The organism is Pseudomonas sp. BNK-44-b (assembly GCF_047456245.1).
GTDB lineage: Bacteria > Pseudomonadota > Gammaproteobacteria > Pseudomonadales > Pseudomonadaceae > Aquipseudomonas > Aquipseudomonas machongensis.
Genome location: NZ_CP179908.1, coordinates 2722448 through 2740801, shown reverse-complemented (window position 1 = coordinate 2740801; position 18354 = coordinate 2722448). Strand labels below are relative to the sequence as shown.

Annotated in this window: 15 protein-coding genes and 1 pseudogene; 10 read left to right on the top strand and 6 right to left on the bottom strand. The window is 64.0% G+C overall.

Annotated features, from left to right (window positions below):
- Positions 1-9: 9 nt before the first annotated feature.
- Positions 10-3717 (bottom strand): methionine synthase, encoded by a 3708-nt coding sequence (metH, locus tag ACMGGG_RS12300; protein ID WP_112898425.1) that lies wholly within the window; start codon positions 3715-3717, stop codon positions 10-12.
- Positions 3718-3890: 173 nt separating this feature from the next.
- Between metH and ACMGGG_RS12295 the strand changes: the two genes are divergently transcribed.
- The 5 genes from ACMGGG_RS12295 to ACMGGG_RS12275 all read left to right on the top strand — a co-directional run bounded on the left by ACMGGG_RS12295 (position 3891) and on the right by ACMGGG_RS12275 (position 9425).
- The gene (locus ACMGGG_RS12295; RefSeq protein ID WP_063545102.1) at positions 3891-6191 is read left to right on the top strand and encodes a fatty acid cis/trans isomerase; all 2301 of its coding nucleotides are present in this window, start codon (positions 3891-3893) and stop codon (positions 6189-6191) included.
- Positions 6192-6370: 179 nt separating this feature from the next.
- A complete protein-coding gene (locus ACMGGG_RS12290; RefSeq protein WP_414155575.1) occupies positions 6371-7405 on the top strand; it encodes an acyltransferase family protein in 1035 nt (344 codons plus the stop codon).
- A 58-nt stretch (positions 7406-7463) separates the two neighbouring features.
- The gene (nfuA, locus tag ACMGGG_RS12285; RefSeq protein ID WP_063545100.1) at positions 7464-8048 is read left to right on the top strand and encodes a Fe-S biogenesis protein NfuA; all 585 of its coding nucleotides are present in this window, start codon (positions 7464-7466) and stop codon (positions 8046-8048) included.
- Positions 8049-8333: 285 nt separating this feature from the next.
- Positions 8334-8942: an SCO family protein gene (locus ACMGGG_RS12280; protein ID WP_054890835.1), complete on the top strand. Its 609-nt coding sequence runs from the start codon at positions 8334-8336 to the stop codon at positions 8940-8942.
- On the top strand, positions 8943-9425 hold the full coding sequence (locus ACMGGG_RS12275; RefSeq protein ID WP_063545098.1) for a copper chaperone PCu(A)C: 483 nt from the start codon (positions 8943-8945) through the stop codon (positions 9423-9425).
- A 51-nt stretch (positions 9426-9476) separates the two neighbouring features.
- On the opposite strand, the gene ACMGGG_RS12270 is transcribed toward ACMGGG_RS12275, so the two are convergent.
- The 4 genes from ACMGGG_RS12270 to ACMGGG_RS12255 all read right to left on the bottom strand — a co-directional run bounded on the left by ACMGGG_RS12270 (position 9477) and on the right by ACMGGG_RS12255 (position 11610).
- Positions 9477-9704: a hypothetical protein gene (locus ACMGGG_RS12270; protein WP_054890833.1), complete on the bottom strand. Its 228-nt coding sequence runs from the start codon at positions 9702-9704 to the stop codon at positions 9477-9479.
- Between the two features lie 63 nt (positions 9705-9767).
- Entirely contained in the window at positions 9768-10601 is an 834-nt protein-coding gene (locus tag ACMGGG_RS12265) for an AraC family ligand binding domain-containing protein (RefSeq protein WP_414155574.1), read from the bottom strand.
- The gene (locus tag ACMGGG_RS12260) at positions 10598-10912 is read right to left on the bottom strand and encodes an AzlD domain-containing protein (RefSeq protein ID WP_054890831.1); all 315 of its coding nucleotides are present in this window, start codon (positions 10910-10912) and stop codon (positions 10598-10600) included. The genes ACMGGG_RS12265 and ACMGGG_RS12260 overlap by 4 nt, the downstream gene beginning before the upstream one ends.
- A complete protein-coding gene (locus ACMGGG_RS12255; RefSeq protein ID WP_065862730.1) occupies positions 10909-11610 on the bottom strand; it encodes an AzlC family ABC transporter permease in 702 nt (233 codons plus the stop codon). Before ACMGGG_RS12255 ends, ACMGGG_RS12260 begins: the two co-directional genes overlap by 4 nt.
- Before the next feature lie 151 nt (positions 11611-11761).
- Between ACMGGG_RS12255 and ACMGGG_RS12250 the strand changes: the two genes are divergently transcribed.
- Positions 11762-12661, top strand: a complete 900-nt coding sequence (locus tag ACMGGG_RS12250) for a hypothetical protein (RefSeq protein WP_112898419.1) — start codon at positions 11762-11764, stop codon at positions 12659-12661.
- A gap of 59 nt (positions 12662-12720) precedes the next feature.
- Here the strand turns inward: ACMGGG_RS12250 and ACMGGG_RS12245 are convergent, their stop codons facing one another.
- A complete protein-coding gene (locus ACMGGG_RS12245; RefSeq protein WP_414155573.1) occupies positions 12721-13389 on the bottom strand; it encodes a class I SAM-dependent methyltransferase in 669 nt (222 codons plus the stop codon).
- 114 nt (positions 13390-13503) lie between these two features.
- Here ACMGGG_RS12245 and ACMGGG_RS12240 point away from each other — a divergent pair, with 114 nt between their 5' ends.
- The 4 genes and pseudogenes from ACMGGG_RS12240 (at position 13504) to ACMGGG_RS12225 (ending at position 18324) form a co-directional block, all read left to right on the top strand.
- Positions 13504-14256 (top strand): methyltransferase domain-containing protein, encoded by a 753-nt coding sequence (locus ACMGGG_RS12240; RefSeq protein WP_414155572.1) that lies wholly within the window; start codon positions 13504-13506, stop codon positions 14254-14256.
- A gap of 88 nt (positions 14257-14344) precedes the next feature.
- Positions 14345-14491, top strand: coding sequence for a type B 50S ribosomal protein L36 (gene ykgO / locus ACMGGG_RS12235; protein WP_054890826.1), 147 nt, complete (start codon positions 14345-14347; stop codon positions 14489-14491).
- A 103-nt stretch (positions 14492-14594) separates the two neighbouring features.
- A pseudogene (locus ACMGGG_RS12230) lies at positions 14595-15807 on the top strand (YeeE/YedE family protein).
- Positions 15808-16098: 291 nt separating this feature from the next.
- Entirely contained in the window at positions 16099-18324 is a 2226-nt protein-coding gene (locus ACMGGG_RS12225) for a TonB-dependent siderophore receptor (RefSeq protein WP_153773796.1), read from the top strand.
- The last annotated feature ends 30 nt before the right edge of the window (positions 18325-18354 follow it).

Genomic DNA, 18354 nt, shown 5'->3' with positions numbered 1-18354 from the left:
GCAGCCCGCTTAGCCTTCGTAGCCCAGATTCGGCGCCAGCCAGCGCTCGCTCACGCTGACATCCTGGCCTTTGCGGGCGCTGTAGCTGTCGATCTGGTCCTTCTCCACCTTGCCGACGGCAAAGTACTGCGCTTGCGGATGGGCGAAGTACCAGCCGCTGACCGCCGCCGCCGGGAACATCGCGAAGTGCTCGGTGAGGAACACGCCGCTGGGGCCGGTTTCGCCGATGGCCGTGCCATCGAGCAGGCGGAACAGGGTCTCTTTCTCGGTGTGATCCGGGCACGCTGGATAGCCCGGAGCAGGGCGGATGCCGCTGTACTGCTCCTTGATCAGCGCATCGTTGTCCAGTTGCTCGTCCTTGGCATAACCCCAGTAGTCCTTGCGCACCCGCTCGTGCAGCCATTCGGCGCAGGCCTCGGCCAGGCGGTCGGCCAGCGCCTTGACCATGATCGAGCTGTAGTCGTCGCCCTTGTCCTGGTAGGCCTTGGCCACTTCCTCGGCACCGATGCCGGCGGTGGTGATGAACCCGCCCACATAGTCGCTGATGCCACTGTCCTTCGGTGCGACGAAGTCGGCCAGCGACCAGTTCGGCTTGCCGTCGGGCTTGATGGTCTGCTGGCGCAGGTGGTGCAGGGTGGCCAGCGGCTTGCCGTCGTCGCCATAGACTTCGATGTCATCATGCGCGACCTGGTTGGCCGGCCAGAAACCGAACACCGCGCGGGCGCTGATGAGTTTTTCACTGATCAGCTTCTCGAGCATGTCGCAGGCGTCCTGGTACAGCGCGGTAGCCGCTTCGCCGACCACCTCGTCGGTGAGGATGCGCGGGAACTTGCCCGCCAGGTCCCAGGAGATGAAGAACGGTGTCCAGTCGATGTACTTGGCCAGTTCGCGCAGGTCGATGTCCTCCAGCACCTTGACGCCGGTGAAGGAGGGCACTGCTGCCTGGTAGTTGGCCCAGTCGTACTGCGGCTTGGCGGCGATCGCCTGCGCATAGCTCAGACGCTCGGTGCGGGCGCTGCGGTTGGCGGTGCGCTCGCGCACTTCCACGTACTCCTGGCGGGTCTTCTCGACGAAGCCAGGCTTGAGCTCCTTGGACAGCAATTGCGTGGCCACGCCCACGGCGCGCGAGGCGTCGGTGACGTAGACCACCGCGTCGTTGGCGTACTTGGGTTCGATCTTCACCGCGGTGTGCGCCTTGGAGGTGGTGGCGCCGCCGATCATCAAGGGCAGGTGGAAGTCCTGGCGCTGCATCTCGCGGGCGACGTGGACCATCTCGTCCAGCGACGGGGTGATCAGGCCGGACAGGCCGATGATGTCGCAATTCTGCTCGCGGGCGGTCTGCAGGATCTTCTCGGCCGGGACCATCACGCCCATGTCGACGATGTCGTAGCCGTTGCAGCCCAGCACCACGCCGACGATGTTCTTGCCGATGTCGTGCACGTCGCCCTTGACCGTGGCCATGAGGATCTTGCCCTTGGCCTCGGGCTTGTCGCCTTTTTCGGCCTCGATGAACGGGATCAGGTGGGCCACCGCCTGCTTCATCACCCGCGCGGACTTGACCACTTGCGGCAGGAACATCTTGCCCGCGCCGAACAGGTCGCCGACCACGTTCATGCCGCTCATCAGCGGGCCTTCGATGACTTCGATGGGGCGCGCCGCTTGCTGGCGGCACTCCTCGGTGTCTTCGACGATGTAGGCGGTGATGCCCTTGACCAGCGCGTGTTCCAGGCGCTTGTCCACGGGCATCGAGCGCCACTCTTCGTTTTCCACTTCCTTGGCCGCGCCGCCACCCTTGTAGTCGTCGGCGATGGCCAGCAGGGCGTCGGTGCCTTCGGGGGTGCGGTTGAGCACCACGTCCTCGACCTTCTCGCGCAGTGCCGGCGGGATCTCGTCGTAGATCTCCAGCTGGCCGGCGTTGACGATACCCATGGTCAGGCCGTTCTGGATGGCGTGGTAGAGGAACACCGAGTGGATCGCCTCGCGCACCGGGTTGTTGCCACGGAACGAGAACGACACGTTGGACACGCCGCCGCTGGACAGCGCGTAGGGCAGGTGGTCACGGATGTAGGCGCACGCCTCGATGAAGTCCACGGCGTAGTTGTTGTGTTCCTCGATGCCGGTGGCGACGGCGAAGATGTTCGGGTCGAAGATGATGTCTTCGGGCGGGAAGCCCACTTCGTTGACCAGGATGTCGTAGCTGCGCTGGCAGATCTCGCGTTTGCGTGCCGCGGTGTCGGCCTGGCCGACCTCGTCGAAGGCCATCACCACCACGGCGGCGCCGTAGCGCTTGCACAGCCGGGCGTGATGCTTGAACTGCTCGACGCCCTCCTTCATGGAGATCGAGTTGACGATGCCCTTGCCCTGGATGCACTTCAGGCCCGCTTCGATCACCTCCCACTTGGAGGAATCGATCATGATCGGTACGCGCGAGATGTCCGGCTCGCCCGCGATCAGGTTGAGGAAGCGGACCATGGCGGCCTGGGAGTCGAGCATCCCTTCGTCCATGTTGATGTCGATCACCTGGGCGCCGGCCTCGACCTGCTGCAGGGCGACCTCCAGGGCTTCGGTGTAGTTTTCCTCGCGGATCAGCCGGGCGAACTTGGCGGAACCTGTGATGTTGGTGCGCTCGCCGACGTTGACGAACAGCGACTGGCGATCGATGGTGAACGGTTCCAGGCCCGACAGGCGGCAAGCCTTGGGAATGTCCGGAATGGCCCGCGGCGGGTACTTGGCCACGGCCTCGGCGATGGCCTTGATATGCGGCGGGGTAGTGCCGCAGCAGCCGCCGATGATGTTGAGGAAACCGCTGGCGGCGAACTCCTCGACCACGGCGGCCATTTCCGCCGGGGTTTCGTCGTATTCGCCGAAGGCGTTGGGCAAGCCGGCGTTGGGGTGCGCTGACACGTGGGTGCCGGCCTTGGTCGACAGTTCTTCCAGGTACGGACGCAGGTCCTTGGCACCCAGGGCGCAGTTCAGGCCGACCGAGATCGGGTTGGCATGGCGCACCGAGTTCCAGAAGGCTTCGGTGGTCTGACCCGACAGGGTGCGGCCGGAGGCGTCGGTGATGGTGCCGGAGATCATGATCGGCAGTTCGATGCCGTCATCCTCGAACACCTGCTGCACGGCGAAGATCGCCGCCTTGGCGTTGAGGGTGTCGAAGATGGTCTCGATCAGGATCAGGTCGGCGCCGCCTTCGATCAGGCCGCGCGTGGCCTCGATGTAGTTTTCCACCAGTTCGTCGAAGGTGACGTTGCGGTAGCCGGGGTCGTTGACATCCGGGGAAATGGAGCAGGTGCGGCTGGTCGGGCCGAGCACGCCGGCGACGAAGCGCGGGCGGTCGGGGGTTTCGAGCGTCTTGGCGTCGGCTACCTGGCGGGCGATGCGCGCGCCCTCGACGTTGAGCTCGTACACCAGTGCTTCCATGCCGTAGTCGGCCTGGGAAATCTGCGTGGCGTTGAAGGTGTTGGTCTCGAGAATATCGGCGCCGGCGTCCAGGTAGGCCTTCTCGATGGCGGCGATGACATCGGGCTGGGTGAGCAGCAGCAGGTCGTTGTTGCCTTTAACATCGCTTGGCCAATCGGCGAAGCGCGTGCCACGATAGTCGTCTTCCTCGAGGCGGTAGCTCTGGATCATAGTACCCATGCCGCCGTCGAGAATCAGGATGCGCTCCTTGAGGGCATGCTGGAGTGCTTGGAGACGAGCGCTGCGGTCGGACATGAGAACTACCTGGTCGGACAAATAACGGAAGTGCGGAATAATAACAAAGCTGCACGGATTTTAGGCGCATCGCCCGGTCTCATGAATTTGATTCATGTTGGTGGTGCCAAGGCTCAGTCCCAGGGACAGAAAGGCAAATCGTGACAGCTATCAAGAACCAGGACATTCGGCACATGGTGCATCGTTTTATCGTTGCCATCTTCGCCCTGCTCGTCAGCGGCGCAGCATTGGCGCAGGCCCCTCAATCGAGCTCGGCCATCTCTTATACCCGTGACATCCAGCCGATCTTCACCCAGAAGTGCGTGGCCTGCCACGCCTGCAACGACGCCGCCTGTCAGCTCAACCTGGGCAGCGCAGAAGGTGCCGAGCGCGGCGCCTCCAAGGTGCCGGTGTACCAGGGCGAGCGCAGCCAGGCGGTCGCCACCACGCGATTGTTCTATGACGCGCAGAATGAAGAGGGCTGGCGCAAGAAAGGCTTCTACTCGGTGCTCGACAATCAGGGCAGCCAGGCCGCGCTGATGGCGCGCATGCTCGAACTGGGCCACAAGACGCCGCTCACGCCTAACGCCAAGCTGCCCGAGGAGATCGTCCTGGGCCTGAACCGCAACAACATGTGCCCGCTGCCGCACGAGTTCGACGCCTATGCCGGTGCGCACCCGAAAGAGGGCATGCCGCTGGCGGTTACCGGGCTGACCGACCAGGAATATTCGACCCTGCAGCGTTGGCTGGCGGCCGGTGCACCGGTCGAGTACCAACCGATCCAGCCAAGCCCCAGCGAAGCGAAGCAGATCGCCGATTGGGAGGCGTTGCTCAACCGTCCGGGCTCCACCGAGGCGCTGGTCGGGCGCTGGCTGTACGAGCATTTGTTCCTGGCGCACATCTATTTCGTCGGCGGCGAGCAGGGGCACTTCTTCCAGTGGGTCCGCTCGCGCACGCCCAGTGGCCAGCCGGTCGACGTGATCGCCACGCGCCGCCCCAACGACCCGCCGGGCAATGATTTCTACTACCGGTTGATCCCGGTGCAGGGCGTGATCGTGCACAAGACGCACATCACCTACCCGATGGGGCCGCAGAAGCTCAAGCGGGTCAAGCAGCTGTTCTACAGCGGCGACTGGCGCGCCACCTCGCTGCCGGGCTATGGCCCGCAGCGCCGGGCCAACCCGTTCGAGACCTTCGAGGCGATTCCGGCGGTGGCGCGCTACCAGTTCATGCTCGACAACGCCGAGTACTTCGTGCGCACCTTCATCCGTGGCCCGGTGTGCCGCGGGCAGATCGCCACTGACGTGATCCGCGACAACTTCTGGGCGCTGTTCCAGGAGCCGGCCCATGACCGCTACGTCACCGATGCCGCCTACCGCGGCCAGGCCACGCCGTTGCTGGCCATGCCGGGGCAGATCGACGATGTCGGCAGCGTGCTGAGCCTGTGGCGTGCCTACCGCGACAAGCGCAACGACTACGAGACCCTGCGCCGCGAGGCCTACGCCGAAATGCCAGCGCCGAGCTGGTCGACGCTGTGGGCAGGCAACGACAACGCCTTGCTCAGTATCTTCCGTCACTTCGACAGCGCCTCGGTGAGCAAGGGGCTGATCGGTGACGTGCCGTTGACCATCTGGCTGTTCGACTACCCGCTGCTGGAGCGCACCTACTATCAACTGGCGGTCAACTTCGACGTGTACGGGAATGTCTCGCACCAGTTGCAGACGCGCCTGTACTTCGACCTGATCCGCAATGGCGCCGAGGTCAACTTCCTGCGCCTGATGCCGGCCAACAAGCGCGGCGCGATCCTCAGCGACTGGTACCAGAACAGCGGCAAGGTGAAGATGTGGCTCGACTACACCGACATCGACACCGATACCCCAAGCGCCCTGCAACTGAACGAGCACAATGCCACACGCGACTTCGGCCTCAAGCTGCTGCAACGCACCGGCAGCCTGAACGCAGCACCCGATCCGATCAACCGCTGCACCGGTGCCTACTGCTCGCGACCACAGATGAACGAAGCGTTTCGTGATGTGGAGCAGAGCCTGAGCCGCCTGGTGTCGCGCCCGGCGGCCGGGCTCAAGGTGATCGGCCAACTGCCCGAGGCGACCATGCTGCGCATCGAAGGGCAGGGCGGTCAGCGTCAGGTCTACAGCCTGTTGCGCAACCGCGCGCACAGCAACGTCGCCTTCCTGCTGGGCGAGGCCTATCGCTACCAGCCGGGGCTGGACACCCTGACCCTGTATCCGGGCGTGCTCAGCAGCTACCCGAACTTCATCTTCAACATTCCGGCCAGTGACGTGCCGGAGTTCGTCGAGGACATGGAGGCTGCGCGTGACGACCAGGGCAAGTTCGAGCGTATCGTCGAGCGTTGGGGCGTGCGCCGCAGCCACCCGCAGTTCTGGCGGTACTTCCACGACCTGAACACCTACATCAAGGAGACCGAGCCGGTGGAGGCGGGTGTGCTGGACATGAACCGCTACGAGAACCTCTGATCGATTGCCGGGAAAGGCGTCCGACCTTTCCCGGCTTTCTGCGGTCGGACCTGTGGGTGGCCCCGGCGATGCGTTGCAGCCCATCGCGTGACAAGCCTGCTCCCACAGGCGGGTTCCGTGATTCGCGCGAGCAGTGCTCGCCTGTGGGCCTGAATGCACCAAGAACCGCAGGACAACCCATGCTGTATTCGCTTCAAGCGCTTCGGGCGTTCGCCGCCTGGGTGGTGGTCTGCCACCACTTCATGCAGATCTTCTTCGATTTCAATGCCAAAGGCCCCGTCGGCCGCCTGCTCGCCGAGCGCGGTGCGGTGGGGGTCGACATCTTCTTCGTCATCAGCGGCCTGGTGATCTACCTCTCGACCCGCGACAAGGAGATCGCCCCGCGCGAATTCCTGCTCAACCGCGCCTTGCGCATCGTCCCGGCGTACTGGTTCTACACCTTGCTCATGGCGCTGCTGTTGCTGGTGGCCAGCCGCTGGATGCCGCATCAGGTATTCGAGTGGCAGCACCTGGTGCTGTCGTTGTTGTTCGTGCCAGCGGAAAACCCGGGTGGCTATGGGCTGTACCCCACCCTCAATGTGGGTTGGACGCTGAACTTCGAGATGTTCTTCTACCTGCTGTTCGGCCTGGCGTTCCTGGTACGCCAGCGTCATCACCTGGTGCTGGTCACCGCGGCGCTGCTGCTGGTCAGCGAGGTGCTGGGGCGCCTGGGTGTGCTCAGCCGCTTCTACAACAACGACATCATCTACGAGTTCCTGCTGGGCATCGGCCTGGGTGTGCTGTACCGGCGCGGGCTGATCCGCGAGGGGCTGTGGCTGCCGCTGGCGGTGCTGGCGGCGGCGGGGTACGCGCTGTACCAGCTCGACGCCTCGCAGCGCCTGCTGCACTGGGGCCTGCCGAGTGCGATGGTGGTGCTGGCCTTCATCGCGCTGGAGCCGTACTTTCGCGGCAACCGGGTGCTCAAGGCGCTGGGCGACTGTTCGTACTCGGTGTATCTCACCCACGTGCTGGTACTGTGGGGCGGCTGGTTCATCAGCCAGCGGCTGCGGCTCAATCCGTATCTGGTGTTCGCCTTCTGCGTACCGTCAATCGGACTAATGTCGTGGTTCAGCTACCAGTGGCTGGAGCGCGGCCTGTATCGGCGCCTCAAGGCCTGGTTCGGGGCGCGGGGGACACACCAGGCGCAGCCGGCATTATCCCGAGTCAATTACTAGGACTTTGTTCGAGGCCTGGCTTGGCGTACACTGGGCGGCAAGTCTGTGAGGAACTTCCATGAGCGCTATAACCATTACCGACGCCGCCCATGATTATCTGGCCGATCTGCTCTCGAAGCAGAACACGCCCGGGATCGGCATCCGCGTTTTCATCACCCAGCCGGGCACCCAGTACGCCGAGACCTGTATCGCCTACTGCAAGCCGGGCGAAGAAAAGCCTGACGACACCGCCGTGGGTCTGAAGAGCTTTACCGCCTACATCGACGCCGTCAGCGAGCCGTTTCTCGAAGACGCACTGGTCGACTACGCCACCGACCGCATGGGCGGGCAACTGACCATCAAAGCGCCGAACGCCAAGGTGCCGATGGTCAACGAAGACAGCCCGATCAACGAGCGCATCAACTACTACCTGCAGACCGAGATCAACCCCGGTCTTGCCAGCCACGGCGGCCAGGTGAGCCTGGTCGATGTGGTCGACGACGGCATCGCCGTGCTGCAGTTCGGTGGCGGTTGCCAGGGTTGCGGTCAGGCGGACGTCACCCTCAAGGACGGCATCGAGCGTACGCTGCTCGAGCGCATCCCGGAGCTCAAGGGTGTGCGTGACGTGACCGACCACACGCAAAAAGAGAACGCCTACTACTGATAGGCTCTATCGCGGGGCAAGCGCGCTCCTGCAGGTACGGCGTCGTACCTGTGGGAGCGGGCTTGTCCCGCGATTGCATTCGCCACCCGCCAAAAATGCCTTTGCCTAGCAACAAAGTGTTACTGTTTCAAGCCCTGCGACAACAGGCCGCAGCCCGTAAATCAAGGGCTGCAGGCCGATCTCCCGGGTGTCGGGTAGCTGGTCTCGGGGTGTCATGCCAGAATGCCCCGGTTTTTCGACCGGCCCTGCTCGAGGGCCGGCACCTTCCCTGTAAAGGATGGTTCCATGACTGATCTACTGACCCGGCGCGCGGTCGTCGCCGGGATGGGCGTACTGGGGCTTGGCCTGCTGGCGGGTTGCAACCCGGCCCGGGGCCTGGACTTCAAGTACGGCAAGAACATGAGCAACGAGATCCTTGGACGCAAGTTCAAGCTCAAGGATCCGCAGGGTAACGAGCGTACCCTGTCGAGCTTCTACGGCTCGATGCCGATGATCTTCTTCGGTTTCACCCAGTGCCCGGCGGTCTGCCCGACCACGCTGGCACGCGCCGCGCAGATCCGCAAACTGCTCAAGGGCCGTGACCGCGACCTGTTCCAGGTGGTGTTCATCACCCTGGACCCGGAGCGTGATACCCCTGAAGTGCTCGACGCCTACGTCAAGGCCTTCGATCCATCGTTCGTCGCCCTGACCGGCACCCCGGAGGAAATCGACGAGGTGGCCAGGGAGTTCAAGGTGTTCTACGAGAAGGTCCCTGCCGGCGACACCTATACCATTTCCCACTCGTCCACCAGCTACGTCTACGATACGCGTGGCACCCTGCGCCTGAGTCTGGGCCATTCCCTGAATGCCCAGGAATGCGCCGAAGACCTGCGCACCCTGATGGAGATCTGCTGAATGTCGATGCAACCGATCAAGCGCGGCCTGGCCGCTCTCGCCCTGCTGGGCCTGGCCCTGCCGGCCCTGGCCGACACCACCGTAAGCGACGCCTGGGTGCGCGCCAGCGTGCCGCACCAGCAGTCCACCGGTGCCTTCATGACCCTGACCGCCAGCACCGACAGCAAGCTGGTGAGCGTGGCTTCGCCGGTGGCCAAGACCGTGCAGGTGCACGAGATGACCATGAATGGCGATGTGATGGGCATGCGTGAAGTGAAGGGCGTGGAGCTGCCGGCCGGCAAGCCGGTGACCCTCGATCCCAACGGTTTGCACGTGATGTTGATGGGCCTGAACGAGCAGGTGAAGGAAGGGCAGCAGGTGCCACTGACCTTGACCATCGAAGATGCCAAGGGCCAGAAGCAGACACTCGAGGTGCAGGCGCCGGTCAAGCCGCTGACTGCCGAGATGGATGCCGGGCACGACCACATGCACATGAAGCACTGAGTACCGACAAGGGCCGCGCAAGCGGCCCTTGTGCTTTCTGCTTGCTGTCGTTCAGCTACGGAATCGCGGCAGCGGCCGGTCAATGGTCAGCGAAGTCAGGGTTTTGCGAACCTGGGCTTCGTCGGCCTCCAGGGCCTTGAGGCTCGCGCGGATCTTGCCGGCCGAGGGCACATCGCCCTGCCGGTCGATCCAGTCGGCGATTTCCTTGCAGGCGCTGCTCAGGCAGGCCTGGCGCTGGTTCATCAGCGTGATGAGGGTGGTGAGCTCTCGTTCTGACATGGCAGGATCCTCCGTTCAGCCTTCTCAGTGTAGCAGCGGCTGGCGGTCTTGCCGGGCGACGGGTCAGTGGTTCAGGCAGGCGAGGCGGTAGGCGCCTGGCGTCACACCGAAGGCCTGTTTGAACTGCCGGCTGAGGTGGCTTTGGTCGGCGAAGCCCAGTGCAAAGGCCACTTCCGAAGCCGGGAGGCCACGGCGCAGGAACTCCCGGGCGCGGGCCAGGCGACGCTGCTTGAGCCAGGCATGGGGCGGCAGCCCGGCGGCCTGGCGAAACACCCGGGCAAAGTGGAAGGGTGACAGGTTGACCGCCGCGGCCAGTGCCTCCAGCGAAGGCGGGTCGGCCAGTTGGCTCTCCAGCAGTTCGCGGGCCCGTGCCACGGCCAGCGGTTCGTGGCCGGGGGCAGCAGGTTCGCTGCAGTGGCCATGACGTTGTACCAGCGCCAGGACCGCCTCGCGCCAGGCGGTTTGCTGCTCCAGCGCGCTCGCGCCGGCTTCCGACAGGCGATGCACGCGGCTGAAGGCCGCCGCCAGGATCGGGTCCTGCACCACGCTCTGCCTGAAGTGCGGCAGGCCGTGGCGGCCCAGTTCCAACTCGTCCAGCACCCCGGTGACGCGTTCGTGTTCCGGATAGAACGCACGGTAGCGCCAGCCCGCCTCGTGGGCCTTGGCGCCGGTGTGCAATTCGTCGGGGTTGATCAATACCACGCTGCCGACCGGCGCCAGGTGATCACTGCCACGGTGCCAGAAACACTGGGCGCCGGACTCGATCACGGTGAACACATAGCCTTCGTGCACATGCGGCGCAAAGCGCTGCTGTACGTAGCGGGCGTGCAGCATCTCGACATCGCCGAGGGCTGGTGCCTGCCACAGGTGGATCTGTTCGCGCAGGGGCGTGCTCATGTCAGCCAGCTGCGCAGGACAAAGAAGATCAGCATGCTCGCCAGCATGCTCAGCAATACGCTGCGGGTCAACAGCACCAGGGCGATGGCCACCAGCGAGCCGAGCAGGTACGGATTGAGCGGATCGAGGTTCAACTGATGCTCGGGCAGGAAGATGATCGGCCCGCAGATTGCCGTGAGCATTCCCGGCACGGCGAAACCGAGGAACTGGCGCACGTTGGACCCCAGACGCAGGGGCAGGCGCGGCTCGAGAAAGACGTAGCGATTGAGGAACACCACCACACCCATGGCGACGATCAGCAGCCAGATCATGCGCGGCTCCCGGCGAATTTCTGACAGACAAAACCCGCAGCCATGCCCAGCAGGCCGGCGGCCACCAGCGCCGTTTCCCAGTGCCAATGGCTGAACAGCACCGAGCAGAACAGCGACACCGCCACGCACACCAGGGTCGGCACGCTGCGTACCAGCGGGGTGATCAACGCGACGAAGGTGGCGACGATCGAGAAGTCCAGGCCGAGCTGGTCCAGGTGCGGGATGTTCTGGCCGAGGATGATGCCGGCCAGTGTGAAGAGGTTCCAGGCCACATAGAAGGTCAGGCCCACGCCCAATGCGTACCAACGGTTGAACTGTTGCTGGTCGTGGTGGCTGGTCAGGGCGAAGAGTTCGTCAGTAAGCAGAAAGCCCAGCCCCAGTCGCCAGCGGGTCGGCAGGCCGGACACCACAGGGCGCATCGACAGCCCATAGAGTAGGTGCTGCGACGTCAGCAACAGGGTGGTGAGCAGGATCGACAGCAGCCCAGCGCCGCTCTTGAGCATGCCGATCGCCACCAGTTGCGCAGCTCCAGCAAAAACGATCGCCGACAGCCCTTGGCCTTGCCAGGCGCTGAGGTTGGCTTCGATGGCCATGGAGCCGGCCAGCAGCCCCCAGGGCGCAACCGCGAGCGATAACGGCAGGATGGCGACGGTGCCTTGGGTGAAAGCATGGCGGGCGAGGGGCGGACTGCTGGACATGGCGGCTACGGACAGGGGCAGGGATGTTCAGCATGCCAGAGGAAAAAGCTGCCTGGCTTGAACGATCTTGCTGGTTTGCGGGTGCGATGCGCTTCACGACATTTTTTTCACATCCCCTTGCTAGGATCGCCGCCACAAGAAGGAGCGATCGATGATTCAAGTGTTGCGCAAGCGTGGTGTAAAGCTGACCTTGACGGCGACGGCAGGCGTGGTGGCCTGCGCCCTGGGCTTCTTCGCCTGGCAGACGTTCTATCCGGTGCAGGCCTCCGATGGCTGGCACGTGCAGGTGCTGCACCGTGACGTGGCCAAGGCCGCCTCGCTGCTGCCGCTGGCCGATGGCAGCCTGTTGGTCAGCCGTGAGCTGGACGATGGGCTGGGCAGCATTCTCAAGATCACCCCACAGGGCGAGCGGGTGGTAGTGGTCGATGGCCTGTCCAAGCCTGACGGCATGGTCGCGGTCGAGGGCGGCTGGGTTTTCAGCCAGGAGGGCGGACTGGCCCCGGTCAGCGTGTCTCGCGATGGCCAGATCACTGCCTTGTTCAACGGCGAAAGTGTGCAGGGCCTATGGAACGATGGCGATCACCTCTACGCCATCGAGGATCGCAAGGGCGATGGCCGCCTGATGCGCTACGACTGGCAGAGCGGCCAGGTGGAAGTGCTGCGCTCGGCGCTGACTGAAACCGAAGGCCTGACCCGCTGCAGCGGTGGTCAGTTGCTCTATACCGAAAAGGCTGCCGGCAAGATCCGCGCGCTGAACGAAGGGGGTGAAGACCCGGTAGTGGCCGAGGGGCTGCGCAATCCCACCTTCCTGTTCTGCGACCAGCGCGGGCTGTGGATCAGCGAAGACTCCACGCATCGCGCGCGCCTGCTGCGCATCGATGCCGATGGCAAGCGGCATACCGTGTTGTCCTTCCTCAAGGCGCCGCAGTCGATCGTGCCCGATGGCAAGGGTGGCTACCTGCTCGCCGAAGGCGGCCGCGATCGCGTCCTGCACCTGTCGCCGCCCGAGCAGGAACTGGATGCGCATGTGGCCAGCCTCGACAGCCAATAGCCCTGGCCCGTTGGGCGGGCAATGCGTTGCGGCAAGCCCTCCCAGGGCCGGCAAGCGTTTCACTTGGGTTGCGCGATCAGCAGCAGCGACTGCGGCCCCGGGCTTTGGGGGTGTTGCGGCTCCTGTAGCGTGCACAGGTTGAAGCCTGCCATGTCCAGTGCGGCAAGCCAGCTGGACAGCGTGCGGAAATACCAGGGCATGGGTTCCCAGTTGCCCTCGAAGCCTGCAAAGGACTCGACCCGCCAGCCATCCTGGTAGTTGCCCGCGGCAGCACTCCAGGGGTGCAGGGTCTGGATCAACAGTGCGCCGTCGTGTGCCAGCCTTGGCGCCAAGGCGCCGAGCAGCGGGATGATGTCCTGATGCAGCAGGGCGAAGTTGGCACAGATCAGCGAATAGTCCCGACCGATCTCCACCTCGGCGCCAATCAGTTGCGCGTAGCTGGCCAGGTGCACCTGCGACGAGCCTGCAGCCTTGGCCGACTCGACCAAGGTCCTGTCGCCGTCTACACCCACCGCCTCGATTCCCCGGCTCTCCAGGGCGCGCAGCAGCCAGCCCTCGCCACAGCCGAGGTCGAGCACACGCTCCGGCTGGCGGCCGAGGATCGCCAGCAAGATCGCCTGGTCGGTGACCTGGCGGCGCGAGGCGATGCTGCCGCTGCGCACGGCCTCGATCCAGGCCTTGGCATTGTGCTGCCAGCTGTCCAGCAACTGGGTGGTGGGAGTGGGCATCGGTTGGCCTGCGTAGCGTGGGCGGTGAACATCATTCTAGTGCAACGCTGCCACGATACTTGTGCATCGACCCATGCCGCCGCCACACTGGCCTCCCCGGACAAGGAGCAGCGCATGGCACTTTCGACGACGGATTTCACCACCCGGTTGCTGATTGACGCGGGCATCGGCCCTGGCATGCGGGTGCTGGATGTCGGCTGTGGAACGGGTGATGTAAGTGTGCTGCTCGCCGAGTTGGTCGGGCGTGACGGGGCGGTGGTCGGGGTCGACCAGTCCTTCGCCGCGCTTGAGCTGGCGCGCCAGCGTTCGCCTGTTTCAGGCCATGCCCCGGTCGAGTTCGTCGCCTGTGACCTGCATCGCTTGCCTGAAGCCCTGGGGCTGTTCGATGCCATCGTCGGTCGGCGGGTGCTGATGTACCAGCCAGACGCCGTCCTGGCCGTGCGCAGGTTGTCCAGGCTGTTGCTGCCTGGTGGTGTGCTGGTGTTCCAGGAACACGACAGCACCCTGACCCCGGCAAGCCTGGCGCCTTTTCCGCTGCATCGCCGTGCCCAGCAGTGGCTGCAGCGCATGCTCGCCCACGAAGGGGCGGACCTGCATATCGGCTTCAACCTGCATCGCATCTTCACCGAAGCCGGACTGCAGGTGCAGAGCCTGCGCGCCGAATGCCTGTTGCAGACCCCGGACAGTCCCTACGGGCTGGCAGCGATCATACGTGCGTGCCTGCCACGAATCCTCGAGCACGGCATCGCCACGGCGCGTCAGGTGGGGATCGAAACGCTACAGGCACGGCTGGATGCCGAGCGCATGCAGTCGCAGGGGATCTATATCGGCGACATGGCCTTCGGGGTGTGGGCGAACAAGCGTTGACGCAATAGGAGAGGGGGCTTGCCAATCGCTAATGATTCTCGTTAATGTAATGTTATTACGTTATCAAACGCCCTATCGGAGAATCACCATGCAAGTCTTGTCATCCCTCAAGCACGCCAAGCTGCGCCACCGCGACTGCCAGGTGGTCAAGCGCCGCGGCCGCCTTTATGTCATCTGCAAGTCGAATCCGCGCTTCAAGGCGCGCCAGGGTGGCGTGAAGAAGAAGCGCGGTTGAGCGGCAAGTCTGCTTTCAAGGATGTGAGCAAGACGGTTGCTCCCATCCGCGAATGTGCGGCGGTATACTCGCCGCCCGTTCGACTGTTAATCCGAGTATTTCAATGGGTTTTTCCGCTACCGTCACACCTGAGCCGCGTCGCCTTGGCGCGCCGCTGATTGCCCTGGCCCTGCTGCTGGCAGGCGCCTGGTTCCTCAACCTCAATGCCGGTTTCAAGCAGGTGCTGTTGCTGCTGGTCGGCGCGGCGCTGGGCCTGACCCTCTACCATGCCGCTTTTGGCTTTACCTCGGCCTGGCGGGTGTTCATCAATGAACGCCGTGGCGCAGGTTTGCGCGCGCAGATGGTCATGTTGGCGCTGGCGGTCCTGCTGTTCTTCCCGGCGCTGTCGGCGGGCAGCTTGTTCGGCAACCCGGTCACCGGTCTTGTGGCCCCAGTCGGGGTATCGGTGGTGTTCGGCGCGTTCATCTTCGGCATCGGCATGCAACTGGGCGGTGGTTGTGCCTCGGGCACGCTGTTCACTGTCGGTGGCGGCAATGCGCGGATGCTGGTGACGCTGCTGTTCTTCATCATCGGCTCGGTCACCGCGACCCACCATGCCGACTGGTGGTTCGCCTTGCCCTCGTTCCCGGCCACCTCGATCGTCCAGGCCTGGGGCATGGTGCCTGCGCTGGTGGCCAGCCTCGCACTGTTCGGGGTGATCGCCTGGGTCACCGTGGTGCTGGAGAAGCGTCGCCATGGCGCACTGGAAGCACCCGTGAGCAGCGAGCACCAAGGCCTGCGTCGTTTCCTGCGCGGGCCGTGGCCGCTGGTGTGGGGCGCAATCGCGCTGGCACTGCTGAACTACGCCACCCTGGCGCTGGCCGGACGCCCTTGGGGCATCACCTCGGCCTTCGCCTTGTGGGGCGCCAAGACCTTGAGCGGGTTGGGCGTGGATGTGGGCAGCTGGGTGTTCTGGCAGGCGCCGGCCAACGCCAAAGCCTTGGCTGCACCGCTGTGGCAGGACATCACCACGGTAATGGACCTGGGGATCGTACTAGGTGCCTTGCTCGCTGCCGGCCTGGCTGGACGCTTCGCGCCGAGCCTGAAGATCCCGACGCGTTCGCTGGTCGCCGCGGTGATCGGCGGCCTGCTGCTGGGGTACGGTTCGCGCCTGGCCTATGGCTGCAACATCGGCGCCTATTTCAGCGGCATCGCCTCAGGCAGCGTGCATGGCTGGTTGTGGTTGGTGGCGGCTTATACCGGCAACCTGATCGGTGTGCGACTGCGGCCGCTGTTCTTCGCTGGCGCGACGCGCAGCGACCCTGACCGGTTGCTGAGGCGCGTTCAGGGCACTGCAGCGTAAGCGATAGGTGCCTGTCAAATGTTGAGAAACTACATGAGGTTTTTCTATAAATGACCTCATGTATGTTTCTTATGCTATTGATATACATAAGATTATTTTGCTGATAATTCCAATCTTGCCGCGGCTCTGAACCTTACAAGCTGATCCTCTGTTTTCGTTGCGATGACAATTCGATAATGATTCTCATACGAGATTCGTTATCATATGAATGCCGGTCAACCGGTATCCAGGACTTTCATCGAATCGAACAAGGAGAAAGGCAGCGATGTTCGCGCCCATCAGCCGTAGCATGACCCTCACCCTGGGTTTGTGCGCCACCGTCATCAGCCCGGCAGGGTTGGCCGAAGAGCGCGAAAAGCGTTCCGAGGAAGGCGTGCTGGAGCTCGGCTCCACCGAAATCCTCGCCCAGGGCCTGGGCAGCACCACCGAGCACACCGGCTCCTACACCACCGGCAGCATGAGCGCCGCCACGCGCCTGAACCTGTCGATCAAGGAAACCCCACAATCGGTCTCGGTGCTGACCCGCCAGCAGCTGGACGACTTCCAGCTCGACACCCTGTCCGAAGCGCTGAGCCACGTCACTGGCGTGACCGTCCAGCGCAACGACTCCGAGCGACCGACGTACTATGCGCGCGGCTACTCGATCAACAACTTCCAGATCGATGGAATGCTCAACACCTTCTCGGGGCTCAAGTCCGACTCCGACACCATCATCTACGACCGTATCGAGGTGGTGCGTGGCGCCACCGGCCTGACCACCGGCGCGGGTGATCCCTCCGGCACCATCGCCATGGTGCGCAAACGCCCGACCCATGAGCTGGCGGTGAAGACCGGCATCAGTGCCGGCAGTTTCGACAATTACTACAGCTACCTGGACGTTGGCGGCCCGTTGGGCTGGGACGGGCGCTTGCGTGGGCGCACGGTGCTGGCCTATCGCGACAACAAGTCGTACATGGACCACTACCAGACCCAACGTGAGGTGGCCTACGGCATTCTCGAGGCCGACCTTACCGACAGCACGGTGCTGGCGGTCGGCTACGACTACCAGAACAAGCATGTCCAGGGCTCCAGCTGGGGCACCGTGCCCTACTGGAACGCCGATGGCAGCAAGGCCAACCTGCCGCGCTCGACCAACCTGGCGGCGCCCTGGTCGTCCTGGCCGCTGAAGGACCAGACGGTGTTCGCCACGCTCGATCAGCAACTGGGCAATGATTGGCTGCTCAAGGCGGCCTACACCCACCGCCAGAGCGACAGCGACGGCAAGGTCTACTACGGCGGCAATGGCTTCCCCGAGGCCGACCGCAGTGGCATGAAAGCCTGGAGCAGTCATTTCTCCGGAGAGGAGCAGATGGATGCCGTGGACTTCAACCTTGCCGGCCCCTACCAGCTGCTGGGCCGTACCCACGACTTCATGATCGGCTACGGGGTCTCCGAGCGACGCGACAGCTCGCCGTACTACACCGGCCGCAACGATCCGCAGGGCTACGCGATCATCCCCGACTGGAAATACATGGGCGGGATTCCCAAGTTCTACGATCGCAAGACTGGCCTGGATGAATCGCGCTCGCGCATCGAGCAGAAGGCCGGCTACATCGCTACCCGGCTCAACCCCACCGATCGCCTGCACCTGGTCCTCGGCAGCCGCTACGGCAGTTGGAAGACCACCAGCAAGTCCTGGACATACGATGACAACCTGGCGGTCACCGACATCTCCCGCAGCGAGCAGACCCAGAACGACCAGTGGACGCCCTATGCCGGTGTGCTTTACGACCTCAACGAGCAGTTCACCGTCTATGTCAGCTACACCGACATCTTCAACCCGCAGACCAACAAGGACATCAGCGACAAGTACCTGGACCCGGTCGTGGGCAAGGTCTACGAGCTGGGCCTGAAGGGCAGCCTGTTCGAGGATCGGGCCAACCTCAGCGCCGCGGTGTACCGCAGCAAGCAGGACAACGTTGCGGAGGTCGACGACTCGGTGCCGCCAGGCCCCAACGGTGAGCAGTACTACAAGTCCGGTGGCAAGGGGGCGGTGGTCGAGGGCTTCGAGGCCGAGTTGGCAGGCGAGGTGATGGCGGACTGGCAGATGAGCCTGGGCTACAGCTACACCCACGCGCTGCGTGGCGACAAGACGCGCAAGGACACGGCCCGACCGATGAATCTGGTGCGTTTCTCCAGCACCTACAAGGTGCTGCCAAAACTGACCGTGGGCGGCACTCTCGACTGGCAGAGTCACACGTTCGGTGTCGGCAACCGCCCGGTGGGGCGCAATGCATCGGGTGGCATCATCACCGTCAGGGACCGCATGAGCCAGCGGGCGTTCTCGGTGGTCGGGCTGATGGCCCGCTACCAGGTCGACGAACACCTGTCGGCCTCGGTGAACGTGAAGAACCTGTTCGACGAGCACTACTACAACAACCTGGGGTTCTACAACGGCGTCTATAACGGCGAACCGCGCACCCTGATGGTCAGCCTGGACTGGTCGTTGTAGCGTCTTGCGCCTGGCCTGCGATGTGCACGC

What these genes read in the sequence shown, in the direction of transcription:
- ACMGGG_RS12245 (WP_414155573.1), bottom strand. Translation starts at nt 13,389, where the DNA reads ATGCCCACTCCCACCACCCAGTTGCTGGACAGCTGGCAGCACAATGCC.
- ACMGGG_RS12290 (WP_414155575.1), top strand. Translation starts at nt 6,371, where the DNA reads ATGCTGTATTCGCTTCAAGCGCTTCGGGCGTTCGCCGCCTGGGTGGTG.
- ACMGGG_RS12275 (WP_063545098.1), top strand. Translation starts at nt 8,943, where the DNA reads ATGTCGATGCAACCGATCAAGCGCGGCCTGGCCGCTCTCGCCCTGCTG.
- ACMGGG_RS12280 (WP_054890835.1), top strand. Translation starts at nt 8,334, where the DNA reads ATGACTGATCTACTGACCCGGCGCGCGGTCGTCGCCGGGATGGGCGTA.
- ACMGGG_RS12265 (WP_414155574.1), bottom strand. Translation starts at nt 10,601, where the DNA reads ATGAGCACGCCCCTGCGCGAACAGATCCACCTGTGGCAGGCACCAGCC.
- ACMGGG_RS12270 (WP_054890833.1), bottom strand. Translation starts at nt 9,704, where the DNA reads ATGTCAGAACGAGAGCTCACCACCCTCATCACGCTGATGAACCAGCGC.
- ykgO (WP_054890826.1), top strand. Translation starts at nt 14,345, where the DNA reads ATGCAAGTCTTGTCATCCCTCAAGCACGCCAAGCTGCGCCACCGCGAC.
- ACMGGG_RS12255 (WP_065862730.1), bottom strand. Translation starts at nt 11,610, where the DNA reads ATGTCCAGCAGTCCGCCCCTCGCCCGCCATGCTTTCACCCAAGGCACC.
- ACMGGG_RS12260 (WP_054890831.1), bottom strand. Translation starts at nt 10,912, where the DNA reads ATGATCTGGCTGCTGATCGTCGCCATGGGTGTGGTGGTGTTCCTCAAT.
- ACMGGG_RS12225 (WP_153773796.1), top strand. Translation starts at nt 16,099, where the DNA reads ATGTTCGCGCCCATCAGCCGTAGCATGACCCTCACCCTGGGTTTGTGC.
- ACMGGG_RS12240 (WP_414155572.1), top strand. Translation starts at nt 13,504, where the DNA reads ATGGCACTTTCGACGACGGATTTCACCACCCGGTTGCTGATTGACGCG.
- nfuA (WP_063545100.1), top strand. Translation starts at nt 7,464, where the DNA reads ATGAGCGCTATAACCATTACCGACGCCGCCCATGATTATCTGGCCGAT.
- ACMGGG_RS12250 (WP_112898419.1), top strand. Translation starts at nt 11,762, where the DNA reads ATGATTCAAGTGTTGCGCAAGCGTGGTGTAAAGCTGACCTTGACGGCG.
- metH (WP_112898425.1), bottom strand. Translation starts at nt 3,717, where the DNA reads ATGTCCGACCGCAGCGCTCGTCTCCAAGCACTCCAGCATGCCCTCAAG.
- ACMGGG_RS12295 (WP_063545102.1), top strand. Translation starts at nt 3,891, where the DNA reads ATGGTGCATCGTTTTATCGTTGCCATCTTCGCCCTGCTCGTCAGCGGC.